The sequence below is a fragment of the Streptomyces caeruleatus genome (genome assembly GCF_001514235.1).
Classification (GTDB): domain Bacteria; phylum Actinomycetota; class Actinomycetes; order Streptomycetales; family Streptomycetaceae; genus Streptomyces; species Streptomyces caeruleatus.
Genome location: NZ_KQ948926.1, coordinates 603877 through 617467 on the forward strand (window position 1 = coordinate 603877; position 13591 = coordinate 617467).

Consider the following 13591-nt stretch of genomic DNA (forward strand, 5'->3'; position numbering starts at 1 on the left):
CGTCGTACGTTGTAAGGCTCGACAGGTCAGGGCGCCCCCGTACCTCGTACGGCTCGCGCCCCGAGCGCCCCACCCCGCACGACCCCAGGATGGGACCATGCCGAACCCGCCCCGGACGCGTGCCGCTGCCCTGACCGCCGCAGCCCTGCTGCTGTCCTCCTTGCTGACGGGATGCGGCGGCGACGACTCCGGGGACGAGGACCTGACGGCGCAGGAACTGAGCTGGAAGGCCTGTCCGACCCCCTCCCAGGCACAGGGCGGCGCGGGCAGCCCGTCGCCCCTGCCGGACGGCGGGTCATGGCAGTGCGCCACGATGAAGGCGCCCCGCGACTGGAACGATCCCAAGGGCGACACGATCGACATTGAGCTGATCCGGGCAAGGACCAGCGGCGCCGAGAACCGGCGGATCGGCTCGCTGATCTTCAACTTCGGCGGCCCCGGCCTCTCGGGCGTCACCACACTGCCCTCCTTCGGCGACGCCTACGAGAAGCTGCGCACCCGCTACGACCTGGTGAGCTTCGACCCGCGCGGAGTCGGCCGCAGCTCGCCCGTGCTGTGCGAGAACGACCAGCAGCTCGACGCCTTCTTCCAGCAGGACACGACGCCGGACGACGCCGCCGAGCGGACCGAACTGCTGGACAACACCAAGGAGTTCAACGAGGCGTGCGAGGAGAACTCCGAAGGGATGCTCCCGCATGTGCGCACCACCGACGCGGCCCGCGACATGGACCTGTTGCGACAGGTGCTCGGCGACGACAAGCTGTACTACTTCGGCATCTCCTACGGCACCGAACTCGGTGGCGTCTACGCCCACCTGTTCCCGCAGAACGTGGGCCGCGCGGTCTTCGACGCGGTGGTCGACCCGACGCAGAACTCCGAGCAGGGCACACTCGGGCAGGTCAAGGGCTTTCAGCTCGCGCTCGACAACTTCGCCGAGGACTGCACCTCCAAGACCGAGGACTGCCCGATCGGCGACACCGCCCAAGACGTCAAGGACCGCATCGCCAAGCTGTTGAAGGACCTCGACAGCAAGCCGATCCAGGGCGTCTTCCCGCGCGATCTGACGCAGAGCGCGGCGACCAACGGCATCGCGCAGGCGCTGTACTCGAAGGATCTCTGGCAGTACCTCACCGAGGGTCTTGAGCAGGCGTACGACGGCGACGGCAGGATCCTGATGCTGCTGTCCGACTCGCTGAACGGGCGCAGCGAGAACGGCGAGTACAGCAACATCACCGCCGCCAACATCTCGATCAACTGCGCCGACGACAAGCCGCGGTACACCCCGGAATACGTCGAGCGGAAGCTGCCCGAGTTCCGGGCCGCCTCGCCCCTGTTCGGCGATGCCTTCGCCTGGTCCCTGCTCAGCTGCACCGACTGGGCCGTGCCGGGGGCTGCCGATCATCCCGACGTCAGCGCGCCCGGCGCGGCACCGATCCTCGTGGTGGGGAACACCGGCGACCCGGCCACGCCGTACGAGGGCGCGCAGCGGATGGTGGAGGCGCTGGGCGCGGGGGTGGGTGTGCAGCTGACGTACAAGGGTCAGGGACACGGGGCCTACAACAGCAAGAACAAGTGCGTGCAGGACGCGGTGAACGGATACCTGCTGGACGGGAAGGTGCCGGCGACCGGCACGGTCTGCTCCTGAGACCGAGCGGGAAGAAAAAAGTGCAGGTCAGAGAGTTATCCACAGGCCCCGACGGTCTTTTCGTGATCCGCCTACTATGGCCAGACCGCCATCCGCGGCACGGTGCGGACGGCCTGCGAGGGGGGAAGTGAGATGGCGCGTTTCGTACGGTGGACGGCCCTGACAGCGGCCGCTGCCCTGTTGGCCACGGGTTGCAGCGGCGGCTCGTCGGACAGCGCGGATGCCGAGGGAGAGACGAACGGCACGGGTTCGTCGGCCTCCTCCGACAGCACGGCGACCCCACTGCCGTCGTCACTGACCTCGCAGAAGCTCGACTGGGGACGCTGCGAGGCCACCGAGGGCTCCCCCGCGCCGGGCGACGAGTGGCAGTGCGCGACGCTCAAGGCACCGCTGGACTGGTCCGAACCGAAGGGCGAGACGATCGACCTCGCGTTGATCCGCACCAAGGCCACCGGCGACGACCGCATCGGCTCGTTGCTGTTCAACTTCGGCGGCCCCGGCAGCTCGGGGGTGTCCACACTGTCGTGGTACGCCTCCACCGCGTCCGAGTTGGGCAAGCGGTACGACCTGGTGAGCTGGGACCCGCGCGGAGTGGGCGCCAGTGAAGGCGTGCGCTGCCGCGGCGACAAGGAGATCCAGGCCTCCGAGTCCGTGGACATCACACCGGACACTCCGGCCGAGGAGACGGCGTACTTCCGGGACGCCGCCGCCTTCGGCAAGGGCTGTGAGAAGTCCGCGGGGCCCCTGATGGCCCATGTGTCGACCACCGACACCGCCCGCGACATGGATCTGATGCGCCAGGTTCTCGGCGACCGCAAGACGCACTACTTCGGCATCTCCTACGGCACCGAACTCGGCGGTGTCTACGCCCACTTGTTCCCGAAGAACGTCGGACGGCTGATCCTGGACGCGGTCGCCGACCCGGGCGCCGACTCCGCCGGACACGCCGAGAACCAGGCCAGGGGCTTCCAGCGCGCTCTGAACAACTACCTCCGGTCCACCGGCCAAGGCGCCGAGGAGGGCACGCGGAAGATCGTGAACCTGCTGAAGCGGATCGACGTGAGCCCACTGCCGACGTCGTCCGAGCGCAAGCTCACGGAGACGCTCGCGCTCACCGGCATCATCCAGCCGCTGTACAGCGAGTCGCGGTGGCCGACCCTGACCAGCGCCCTGGAGGCGGCCGAGCAGGGCGACGGCTCGGAACTCCTGGCGCTCGGCGACAGCTACAACGACCGCGACCCGTCGGGCCGCTACGGCACGGGGTCCCACTCGCAACGGGTCATATCGTGCCTGGACGACAAGCAGCGGCCGACGGTCGAGGAGACGAAGAAGCTGCTGCCGAGGTTCGAGAAGGTCTCGCCTGTGTTCGGACCCATGCTGGGCTGGGACACGGCCGGCTGGTGTCACGACTGGCCGGTGGCCGGGCAGTACGACACCCCGGAGGTGAGCGCGCCGGGTGCGGTACCGATCCTGCTGGTCGGCAACACCGGCGACCCGGCGACGCCCTACGAGGGCACCCGGAGGATGGCGGACGAACTGGGCAAGGGCGTCGGTGTGGTGCTCACCTGGAAGGGCGAGGGCCACAGCGCGTACGGCAAGGGGAGCGACTGCGTCGACTCGGCGGTGAACGCGTATCTGCTGGAGGGGGCGGTGCCCGAGGACGGCAAGGTCTGCTCATGACGACGGCGGGGGCTTCGAGCACTCGTGGTACTCGAAGCCCCCGCCGTGGGAGCCATGTACGCCTTACCGGCGAGGGCGAGGAAGCCCGCTCGGTGAACCGACTTGGTTCAGCAGACCGGCTCGGGTCAGCGGACCGGCTCGGGTCAGCAGACCGGCTCGGGTCAGTAGACCGGCTTGTCGGGCTCGATCTGGTTGACCCAGCCGATGACGCCGCCGCCGACGTGCACGGCGTCGGCGAAGCCCGCGGACTTCAGGACCGCGAGGACTTCCGCACTGCGGACACCCGTCTTGCAGTGCAGGACGATCTTCTTGTCCTGCGGAAGACCTTCCAGGGCGGTGCCCATGAGGAACTCGTTCTTCGGGATCAGCCGGGCGCCGGGGATCGAGACGATCTCGTACTCGTTGATCTCGCGGACGTCGATGATCTCGATGTTCTCGCCGTCGTCGATCCACTCCTTGAGCTGCTTGGGAGTGATCGTCGAGCCGGCGGCCGCCTCCTGGGCCTCCTCGGAGACGACGCCGCAGAAGGCCTCGTAGTCGATGAGCTCGGTGACGGTCGGGTTCTCGCCGCAGACCGCGCAGTTCGGGTCCTTGCGGACCTTGACCTGGCGGTACTGCATCTCCAGGGCGTCGTAGATCATCAGACGGCCGACCAGCGGCTCACCGATGCCGGCGAGAAGCTTGATGGCCTCGTTGACCTGGATGGAGCCGATGGACGCGCAGAGCACGCCCAGGACGCCGCCCTCGGCGCAGGAGGGGACCATGCCCGGCGGCGGGGGCTCCGGGTAGAGGCAGCGGTAGCAGGGGCCGTGCTCGGACCAGAAGACGGAGGCCTGGCCGTCGAAGCGGTAGATCGAGCCCCACACGTACGGCTTGTTCAGCAGCACGCAGGCGTCGTTGACCAGGTAGCGGGTCGCGAAGTTGTCCGTGCCGTCGACGATCAGGTCGTACTGGCTGAAGATGTCCATCACGTTGTCGGCCTCGAGCCGCTCCTCGTGAAGGATCACGTTCACGTACGGGTTGATGCCGAGGACGGAGTCGCGCGCGGACTCGGCCTTGGAGCGGCCGATGTCGGCCTGGCTGTGGATGATCTGCCGCTGGAGGTTCGACTCGTCGACCTCGTCGAACTCCACGATGCCGAGCGTGCCGACGCCCGCCGCGGCCAGGTACATCAGCGCCGGCGAGCCCAGGCCGCCGGCGCCCACACAGAGCACCTTGGCGTTCTTCAGCCGCTTCTGCCCGTCCATCCCGACGTCGGGGATGATCAGGTGGCGGGAGTACCTGCGAACCTCGTCTACGGTGAGCTCGGAAGCGGGCTCGACCAGGGGTGGCAGCGACACGGGGACTCCGTTGGTCGGTCGATCACTACGGTTGTTCTCTCCGTAACAGTGCCATGGCCTTTTTCATTCCGAGACACCTGTTCCGATCCGCGAGACGATTTCGTCCCAGTAGCCGGGCATGGCCTCCCAGGGGTCGGTGCGTCCGCCGCGGTCCGTGCGGTCGGTGAACCAGACGGTCGCGGCGCCCTGCCAGCGGGCGATGCGCAATGCCTCGTCAAGGTGGCCGAGGGGCACTCCGTGGACGAAGTGGCAGAAGCGGTCGGGCGGGTAGTCCGCCGTCCACTCGGCCACCTGCGACCAGCGGTAGTCACTCCACGAGCCGCGGAAGGTGACCAGTTGGTCGGCGCACTCGGCGTAGCCCGGGTGGGGGTGGGTGCCGTGGCCGAGGACCATGTGGGCCTCGTCACGCAGCGCGCGGAGCGTGGTGACCGTGCGGCGGATCTCGGGCAGAGCGGCACGCTCGGTCGGGCAGCGGTCCAGGAAGAAGCCGTCGACCCGGTACCAGTCGAGATAGCGCTGGGCCTCCGAGATCACCTCGCCGAAGGCGCGGGCGCCCCGTCCCATGTCGATGCGGCCGGCGTCCAGGTGGGCCGTGTCCAGGTGGCCGAGGACGCGGACGCCCGCGTTGTGGAGCATGCCGGCGGCTTGCAGACAGTGCGGGTCGGGACGGGCTCCGGGGCCGTCGGCGACGTTGAGGACGACCCAGTGCACGGGCGTGCCGGGCCGGGTGAGTTCGCCCCACTCGGCCTGGGCGAGCAGGGGGTGTGCGTAGCCGGGGACACCGAGGCCGGCGCGGAAGTCCGTGTTCGCCGTGATCGGCGTGGTGCCGGTCAGATACGGCATGCCGCCTCCATCCAGATGTCACCCAGAGACTCCTCCAGGTTGATCCGGGGCCGCCAGCCGAGCCGGTCGCGTGCGGTGCGCACGTCGGCCTGCTGCCAGCTGCCACAGCCGTCCGGGTACGGGTACACGACCGGGGCGGACTGGCCCGCGTGCGCGGCGTGGACCGCGTGGGTCACGTGCATCGCGTGGTCCGAGTCGCCACGGGGGTGGCCGATGGACGGGCGCAACGGGCCGGGCGGGCCGTCGAGTTCGTGGAGGGCGCCGCCGTAGCCGGCCACGCGGGCGAGCACGGCGGCGGCGTCGCGGAGGCGGACGGCGCGGCCCGAGCCGATGTTGATGACGCCCTGCGCGGCGGACAGCGAGGCGGCGTGGACGGCGCGGGCGACGTCGCGGACGTCGACGAAGTCGCGTTGGGCGCCGAGGCCGGTGAGTTTGAGCTCGCCGTCGCCCGACTGCATGGCGCGGCGCATGGCCTCGGCGAGCCGACCGAGAGGCGAGCCGGCCGGGGTGCCGGGGCCGGCGGGTGAGAAGACCCGCAGGACCACGGCGTCCAGGCCGGAGCCCAGGACCAGTTCGGTGGCGGCGAGTTTGCTGACGCCGTACGGGCCGCCGGGGCGGGGGACGGCGTCCTCGGCCGTGGAGGAGCCGGGCTGGCTCGGGCCGTACTCGGCGCCGCAGCCGATCTGCACGAGGCGGGCGCCGCACCCGCTGCGTCGCAGGGCCTCGCACACCGTGGCCACGGCGACCGTGTTGTGGCGGGTGAGTTCGCGGGCGCCGCCTCTGGTGGCACCGGCGCAGTTGATGACGACACCGGGGTGGACCGCGTCGAGGAAGCGGGTGAGGGCACCGGGGCTGCCGGACGCGAGGTCGAAGCGGACGTCGGCGTCGTCACCGCGGCCGAGGGCGGTGAGTTGGACGGCGGGGTCGGCGAGGAGACGGTCGGCCACGAAGCGCCCGAGGTAGCCGTTGGCTCCGATCAGCAGGACTCTCATCGGGCGGCTCCCGGGGCCGAGGGGTGGTCGGGTCGGGAGGTGATCATTTGGGGTTCTCCTTCAGGGGGTCTCAGACGGAGGGGTCGGGGTGGTGATGCCTCCGGTGGTGGGGCGGTGGGTGCTGTGGTGCGAGGCGGTCGGTGCCGCTCGGCGGGGGTTCACGGCTGGTCCCGAGTCGCGTGTGCGGAGGCCCTCGTGAGGGTGCGGGTCGCGTGCAGCAGGAGGATCAGGGCGGCCGTGCCGCAGGCGGCGGTGGGGATGGCGGACGGGCCCCAGGTGTCGACGAGGGTCTCGACGGGGGTGGCCAGCCATGCGCAGCCGGGGAGGCGGGCCGCGAAGAGGGCGGCCAGGGCCGCGGCCTCGGCCGAGGCCGCGGCGGTGAGGACGAGCCCGGGGGCGTGGGTGAAGCCGTGCGTGGTGAGCAGGCGGGCGAGGAACAGGAGGCCGCCCAGGGTGAGGGCCTGGGGGTAGGCGAGGGGCTCGTCCAGGACGCTGGTGGTGAGGGTCAGCAGGGCCGCCAGCGCACCGAGATAGAGGGCGAAGGCGCCCAGGAGCAGGGGTTTCGCGGAGGTGGCGAACTCCTCCAGGGCCCGGCTGGACGAGAGTTTGCGACGGGCCCGTACGGCGAGGAGGTGGGCGCACCATGCCGCGGGGGCGCAGGAGAGGGTGAGGGCCAGGACGGGGGCGGTGGTGAAAGGCCAGGGGCCGTCGGCCGCGCCGTTCGGGAGGGCGTCGGGCCCTCCGGCGGCGGCTGTCTGGAGGAGCCCGTCGCCGAGGAGGGCGTAGGCGGCGAGCCAGGTGATGCGGGTGGCGCAGGGGTGTCTGCGGTCCTTGCCTGCGAGGGGGCCTCGGGCCAGGGCCGCGCGCAGGGCGAGGGCCACGGCGAGGGCTCCTGCGGCGGCCGCGATCAGGCGGGACTGGCCGTGGGTGAGGTGCAGGGCGATTACGGCCGACGTGCAGAGGGCTCCGGGGAGGAGGCTGAGGAGGATCCAGTCGGCGCGTGCGCGGGGAGCGTCGGGGGGCGCGGGGCTGGGGGGCGCGTCGGCGTCGCGGGGTACTCGGGCGTACATCTCCTCGGCGAGGGAGAAGACGTCCCGGTGCAGGAAGCGTGACGCGGTGCGGTCGGTGATGCCGTGGGCCTCCAGGCCGGCGGCGATCTCCAAGGGGTCCACCGCGCGTTCGCAGAGGGCGCGATGACGGTGCATCAGCGCTTTCACGGGGTCCGCGCCGGTGCGGCGAGGGGAGGCGGGACGGGGGCCGGTGGTGCGGGTGGAGGTCGGTGCGTCGAAGGCGGCGAGCCGCGAGTCGGCAGCGCCTGCCCGGACGCCCCCCTCCGCCGTTTCCGACACGCCCCCCTCCGCCGATTCCGACACGCCCCCCTCCGCCGTTTCCCGGGCGTCCCCCTCCGCCGTTTCCCGGACGTCCCCCTCCGGCAATTCCTGGACGTCCTCCTCCGCCGTCTCCAGGACGGCTCCCTCCGCCGAGAGCCACTCCTCCGATCGCTCGTCCCAGGCCCCTGGGCTGGTCGGAGCCCCGGGGCGGTCCAGTCCGCCCAGGCCGCTGCTCATCGCGCTCCCTCCGTCGCGGGCAGCGCGGTGGCGCGAACGGGGGCACCCGGCGGCCGGGCCGGGCCGCCGCGGGCCACCAGGCGTGCGGTGCGCTCGGTCCAGCGGCCGGGGACATGGGCTTCGGCGGGGACGGCGAAGGGCAGCGGGTCTCCGGCCTCGTCCAGAACGAGACGGCGGACCGGCGTGCGGGACACGATCTCCAGGTAAATGCCGTGAAATGCTGCGACGTTCTGCTCGACGGTGAACAGTTCGAGCGCACGCGCGCGTGCGGCAGCGCCCAGCCGCTCACGGCGCTCGGGGTCGCGCAACAGCGCCACGCAGGCCTCTGCGAGCGCCCGCGGATTGCGTGGCGGGACGACGAGACCGGTGCCGCCGATGACCTCCACCACCGCGCCGACGTCGGTGGACACCGTCGCGCGGCCGCTGAACATGGCCTCGACCAGCCCGATCGGGAAGCCCTCGACGACGCTGGACAGGACGGCCACGGCGCCCGAGGCGTACGCGTCGGCCAGGGTGGGGATCTCGGGACCGCCGATCTCCTCGAAGGAGACGGGGTTGTCGCCGACGGTGTGCGGGCCCTCGGCCTCGTCGGGGAAGAGCTGCGCGGCGAGCGCCCTGCAATGACCGAGGTAGGCGGCGCCCTCGGCGCCCGACGGGCTGCCGACGATCCGCAGGCGGGTCTTCGGCTCCTCCTTGCGCACTTCGGCGAAGGCGTGCAGCAGCGACACGATGTCCTTGGCCGGTTCGATACGGCCGACCCAGACCAGCGAGTCCGGCTCCGCGCACTCCGGGGCCTCGCCGACCTCCGCGAAGCGGGCGGCGTCCATGCCGGGGTAGACCGTGCGCAGCTTCGCGCGGTCGGCGCCGCAGCGCTCCTGCCAGCGGCGGGCGTGGCCGTTGCCGGGCGTGATGAGGGCGGCCCGGGCGTAGGTCTCGGCGGCGAGCCTGCCGTGCAGGGCGGCGAGCAGGGAGCGCACGGCGGGCGAGGCCTCGGGGGCGGCGAGGTAGTGGGTGCGCAGACGGACGCCGTACTCGGTCAGCAGCAGCGGTACTCCGCTGAAGTGGTGGGCGAGCAGGCCGGGCAGGGCCGCGGCGCCGCCGGATGTGGCGTGGCAGAGGTCGACCGAGCCCAGGCCGTCGTCCTCGTACCAGTCGAGCGAGAGGGGGCGCAGGGCGCGTTCCAGATGCGCGGCGACGGTGAGCAGATCGGGTACGCGCGCCTCACGCGCCGTGCGCAGGGCGCCCCGCGCCCGGCAGGCGCGCTCAAGGGCGCGTACGGCGACCTCGGAGCGGAGCGCTCCCACGAGGCCGCCCTCGTCGCGGGCGAGTTCGGCGAGCCCGTACAGCGCGTTGCCGAAACGGTCCGCCTCAGTGGCCGACGCGTGCTGGGCAGCTCCGAATGCGTCTGCGGCGGCCCCCGGCCCGTCCACGGCGCCCCCCGCACAGAGCGCGCCCACCAGCTCTCCGTAGCTCTCGGCGAACCGTCGGCGCGCGCGGCGGCCGTAGACCACCCCGTCGTCTTCGGCCGTCCACAGCGGTGCCGTACGCACGCGGCTGACCTGCGGTGGCAGCGGGACCCAGCCCTCGTCCTCCTGGCGCTCGCTGCGGCTGAGCGCGTAGAGGTCGAACTCGTGCTGTCCGAGCCCGCGCACGAGCCGGTCGCACCAGAGCCTGGCGTCACCGCTCACATACGGATAGCCACCCTCCGCAATCAGTCCGATGCGCACGAGCACACCCCCGATCTCCCTAAGGGGAGCCGCCGTTCCCCCGGCGGCTCACAGCGGGACGAACGTATGCGGACAAGGCGGTGGCGCGACGGACGGTTGTCCATCGCGCCACCAAAAGGGGTGAACGGTCGTAACTTTCCCGTGCAGGTCGCGTTCCGTCGCGCTAGGAGATCAAACGCGCACGCATCGTCACGCGTGGACGGCCCGGACGGTCACAGGGTGGCCAACTCCCGTCGCGCGGAGCGCCGCTGGGCCGCGATCCGGGGGTCGAGTGCCGGTACGGCGGCCAGGAGCTGCCTGGTGTACGGGTCCCGCGGGTTGTCGTACACCTCGTCGGCCGGCCCCTCCTCGACGATCCGCCCGCGCCGCATCACCGCGACCCGGTCGCTGACCTGGCGTACGACGGCGAGGTCGTGCGCGACGAAGACGAGCGCGAGCCCCAGTTCCCGTTGCAACTCGCCCAGCAGGGCGACGACCTGGGCCTGGGTGGTCACGTCCAGCGCGGAGACGGGCTCGTCGCAGACGATGACGCGCGGGTCGGCGGCGAGCGCCCGCGCGATGCCCACGCGCTGGCGCTGACCTCCGCTGAACTCGTGCGGGTAGCGGTCGTAGTGCGCCGCTTCGAGCCCCACGCGCTCCAGCAGTTCCCGTACGCGCTCCCGGATGCGCCCCTCGTCCGACTCGCCACGCGCGCGGAGCGGGTCGGCGACCGACTCGCCCACGCTGCGGCGGGGGTTGAGGGAGGACACGGGGTCCTGGAAGACCATCTGCACCGCGGGACGCACGCCCACGCGCGCGTGGCCGTCGTAACGGACCTGTCCCGCCGTCGGCTCCAGCAGGCCGACCAGCATGCGTCCCAGGGTGGTCTTGCCGCTGCCGCTCTCCCCCACGACCCCGAGGGTCTCGCCGCGGTGGATCGTCAGCGACACGTCGTCCACGGCCGTGAACGCCCGTTTCCCGCGCCCGAACTCACGGCGGAGCCCCCTCGCCTCCAGGACGACCTCGGGCGGCTCCTCGCGCACCTGGGCAGCGGCGCGCGGCGCGTCCACGCGCGGGACCGCACCGAGCAGGTCGCGGGTGTACGGCTGGGAGGGCGATCCCAGTACGGCGGCGACCGGCCCGTGTTCCACCGCCCTGCCGTGCCGCATCACCAGCACCTCGTCGACACTCTCCGCGGCAACGCCCACGTCGTGCGTGACGAGGAGCAGCCCCATGCCCGTCTCCTGGCGCAACGTGTGCAGCAGGTCGAGGATCTGGGCCTGGACGGTCACGTCCAGGGCGGTCGTCGGCTCGTCGGCGATCAGCAGATCGGGCTCGCAGGCCAGCGCCATGGCGATGAGGGCGCGTTGGCGCATGCCGCCGCTGAACTCGTGCGGGCGCGAACGGGATCGCCGCAGCGCGTCCGGGATGCCGACCCGGTCCAGCACCTCCACCGCACGCGCGCGTGCCGCCCGCCGCGACACACGCGTGTGCACGCGGTAGACCTCGGCGATCTGGTCGCCGATCGCGTAGTACGGGTCGAGGGACGACAGCGGGTCCTGGAAGACCATCGCGGCCTTCCCGCCGCGCAGCCGCCGCAGCGCCTCGTCCGGCGCCTCCTGGACGTCCACGCCGGCGACCTCGATCGAGCCTCCGACGCGCGCACCCGTGCCCCGGTGCAGCCCGAGCAGGGCGGAGGCGACGGTGGACTTGCCGGAGCCGGACTCGCCGACCAGGGCGAGGGCGGCGCCCTGTTCCAGTCGGAAGGAGAGGCCGTCGACCGCGCGCAGGGACCCGAACTCGACCGTCAGGCCGGTGACGTTGACCAGACTCATGCGAGCACCACCCGTCGGTCGGCCACCGCGTACAGGACGTCCGCGACGACGTTGGCGACGACCACGAAGAAACCGATGACCAGGACCATGCCGACGACGACCGGAAGGTCGACCACATTGACCGCATGGACCAGTTCCTGACCGATGCCGGGCAGCCCGAACAGCGTCTCGGTGAGCACGGCACCCCCGACCGCGCTGCCGAAGTTGTTGGCGTTGAGCGCGATGACGGGCGCGAACGCCCCGCGCAGCGCGTGCCGCCCGATGACCGACCGCTCCCCGACGCCGTACGCGCGGAAGGTCCGGATGTGGTCCTCGGCCAGGGTCTCCAGCATCGCCGCCCGGGTCAGCCGGGCGAACGCGGCGGCCTCGATCAGGGCGAGCGACAGCCAGGGCAGCAGCAGGTTCCACGCCCACTGCTCCGGGTCGTCGGTGAAGTCGACGTACTGCGGGAACGGCAGCAGTTGGAGCTGCCCGCAGACCACGATCATCAGGACCAGGCCGATGACGAAGACCGGTGTGGCCACGCCCGCGAGCGTGATGCCGGTCAGCAGCCGCTCGGTGAGGCGGCCGCGCCGCCACGCGGACAGCACGCCGGTGCCGACACCGAGGATCAGCCACAGCACCATCGACCCGAACACGAGCGACAGGCTGACCGGCAGCTTCGCGAGGATCAGCTCGGTGACCTGCTGATCGCTCTGGTACGACAGCCCCAGGCAGGGCGCCGAGCAGTGCTGGACGGACGTACCGGTCGAGTAGTCCTGGCCGGCGACGAGGCCCTCCAGGAAGTGCCAGTAACGCACGTACAGCGGGTCGCCGAGATGCAGCTGCTCCGCGACCTGCTGCACCTGGGCGGGCGAACAGCGCGGGCCGCAGGTGATCTGGGCGACGTTGCCGGGGGTGACGTAGAAGACGACGTAGACGATCACCGAGATGGCGAACAGGGTGACGACGGCGCCGACGAGGCGGCGCAGGGCGAATCCTCCGAAGCCGCTCATGCCTTGGCCTCCCTCTTGCGGCCCGTGCCGACGCGCAGCCGGGACGCCGCGCGCGGGTCGAGCGCCGTGCGCACGCCGTCGCCGAGGACGGTCAGCGCGAGGACGGTCACGAAGAGCGCTCCGGCGGGCAGCAGCAGGTACTGCGGGGCCGCCTGGTACCAGACGTCGGCGGCGGTCAGCATCTGTCCCCAGGACGGTGTCGGGGGCTTCACGCCGACGCCGAGGAAGGACAGGGCGGCCTCGACGGTGATGTTGGTAGGGACGAGCAGCGCCGCGTACGTGATGACGGGTGCCGCGATCCCGGGCAGCAGCTCGCGGCGGGCGACCCGCCACGAACCCCAGCCGCTGAGCCGGGCGGCGGAGACGTAGTCCAGCTCCTTCAGGGTGAGCGTCTGGGCGCGCACGATCTTCGCGATGTTGCCCCACGCGATCAGCCCGATGACGAGGGCGACCAGCACGGGCCGCGGGAAGCTCGACGGCACGATCGCGAGCAGTGCCAACGACATGATCATCAATGGCATCGCCACGATGACGTCGGTGATCCGGCTCAACAGTTGATCAACCCATTGATTCCCCAGCGCGGCCGCGACCCCCACCACGACACCGATGACGACCTGGACGACGGTCGCCGCCAGCGCGACCCCGAGGGAGACCCGGGCGCCGTACACGAGCCGTGCGAACAGGTCCCGTCCGGTCTGCGGTTCGACGCCGAGCCAGTGCTCGGCGCTCACCCCGCCGAACGACCCGATGGGCACGCCACCGCGCGCGGAGTCCACCAGGGACGGGTGGTACGTGGTCGGGTCCTGGCCCTCGATCGCGGTGAGCAGCGGTGCGGCGAGCGCGACCAGGACGAGCAGCGCGACGACGACCGCCGCGACGAGGGCGGCGCGCTGCGTCCGCAGCCGTCGCCAGAACTGACGGGCCCCCGAGGCCCCCGGAGCGGACACCCCGGGAGCCTCGACGGCGAGAACTGCCTCACTCACGGCG

General features: G+C 71.7%; 10 protein-coding genes. 2 read left to right on the forward strand and 8 right to left on the reverse strand.

Annotated elements, in window-relative coordinates:
* Positions 1–97 precede the first annotated feature (97 nt).
* Positions 98–1645 carry an alpha/beta hydrolase gene (locus tag AQJ67_RS11540; RefSeq protein WP_062718121.1) on the forward strand — a complete coding sequence of 516 codons (1548 nt, stop codon included), beginning with the start codon at positions 98–100 and terminating at the stop codon, positions 1643–1645.
* A 132-nt stretch (positions 1646–1777) separates the two neighbouring features.
* A complete protein-coding gene (locus tag AQJ67_RS11545; protein WP_062718123.1) occupies positions 1778–3325 on the forward strand; it encodes an alpha/beta hydrolase in 1548 nt (515 codons plus the stop codon).
* 161 nt (positions 3326–3486) lie between these two features.
* Here AQJ67_RS11545 and moeZ read toward each other — a convergent pair whose 3' ends face one another.
* From moeZ to AQJ67_RS11585, 8 genes are all read right to left on the reverse strand, one after another.
* Positions 3487–4665 carry an adenylyltransferase/sulfurtransferase MoeZ gene (gene moeZ, locus AQJ67_RS11550; protein WP_062718125.1) on the reverse strand — a complete coding sequence of 393 codons (1179 nt, stop codon included), beginning with the start codon at positions 4663–4665 and terminating at the stop codon, positions 3487–3489.
* 63 nt (positions 4666–4728) lie between these two features.
* Positions 4729–5508: a spherulation-specific family 4 protein gene (locus AQJ67_RS11555; RefSeq protein WP_062718127.1), complete on the reverse strand. Its 780-nt coding sequence runs from the start codon at positions 5506–5508 to the stop codon at positions 4729–4731.
* Positions 5496–6500 carry an NAD-dependent epimerase/dehydratase family protein gene (locus AQJ67_RS11560; protein WP_062718129.1) on the reverse strand — a complete coding sequence of 335 codons (1005 nt, stop codon included), beginning with the start codon at positions 6498–6500 and terminating at the stop codon, positions 5496–5498. The genes AQJ67_RS11555 and AQJ67_RS11560 overlap by 13 nt, the downstream gene beginning before the upstream one ends.
* A 158-nt stretch (positions 6501–6658) precedes the next feature.
* On the reverse strand, positions 6659–8068 hold the full coding sequence (locus tag AQJ67_RS11565) for a hypothetical protein (RefSeq protein ID WP_062718131.1): 1410 nt from the start codon (positions 8066–8068) through the stop codon (positions 6659–6661).
* Entirely contained in the window at positions 8065–9795 is a 1731-nt protein-coding gene (locus AQJ67_RS11570) for a DUF3492 domain-containing protein (protein ID WP_062718561.1), read from the reverse strand. Before AQJ67_RS11570 ends, AQJ67_RS11565 begins: the two co-directional genes overlap by 4 nt.
* A 212-nt stretch (positions 9796–10007) precedes the next feature.
* The gene (locus AQJ67_RS11575; RefSeq protein WP_062718133.1) at positions 10008–11609 is read right to left on the reverse strand and encodes a dipeptide ABC transporter ATP-binding protein; all 1602 of its coding nucleotides are present in this window, start codon (positions 11607–11609) and stop codon (positions 10008–10010) included.
* A complete protein-coding gene (locus AQJ67_RS11580) occupies positions 11606–12604 on the reverse strand; it encodes an ABC transporter permease (protein ID WP_062718135.1) in 999 nt (332 codons plus the stop codon). The genes AQJ67_RS11575 and AQJ67_RS11580 overlap by 4 nt, the downstream gene beginning before the upstream one ends.
* Positions 12601–13587: an ABC transporter permease gene (locus AQJ67_RS11585; protein ID WP_062718137.1), complete on the reverse strand. Its 987-nt coding sequence runs from the start codon at positions 13585–13587 to the stop codon at positions 12601–12603. Before AQJ67_RS11585 ends, AQJ67_RS11580 begins: the two co-directional genes overlap by 4 nt.
* Between the last annotated feature and the right edge of the window lie 4 nt (positions 13588–13591).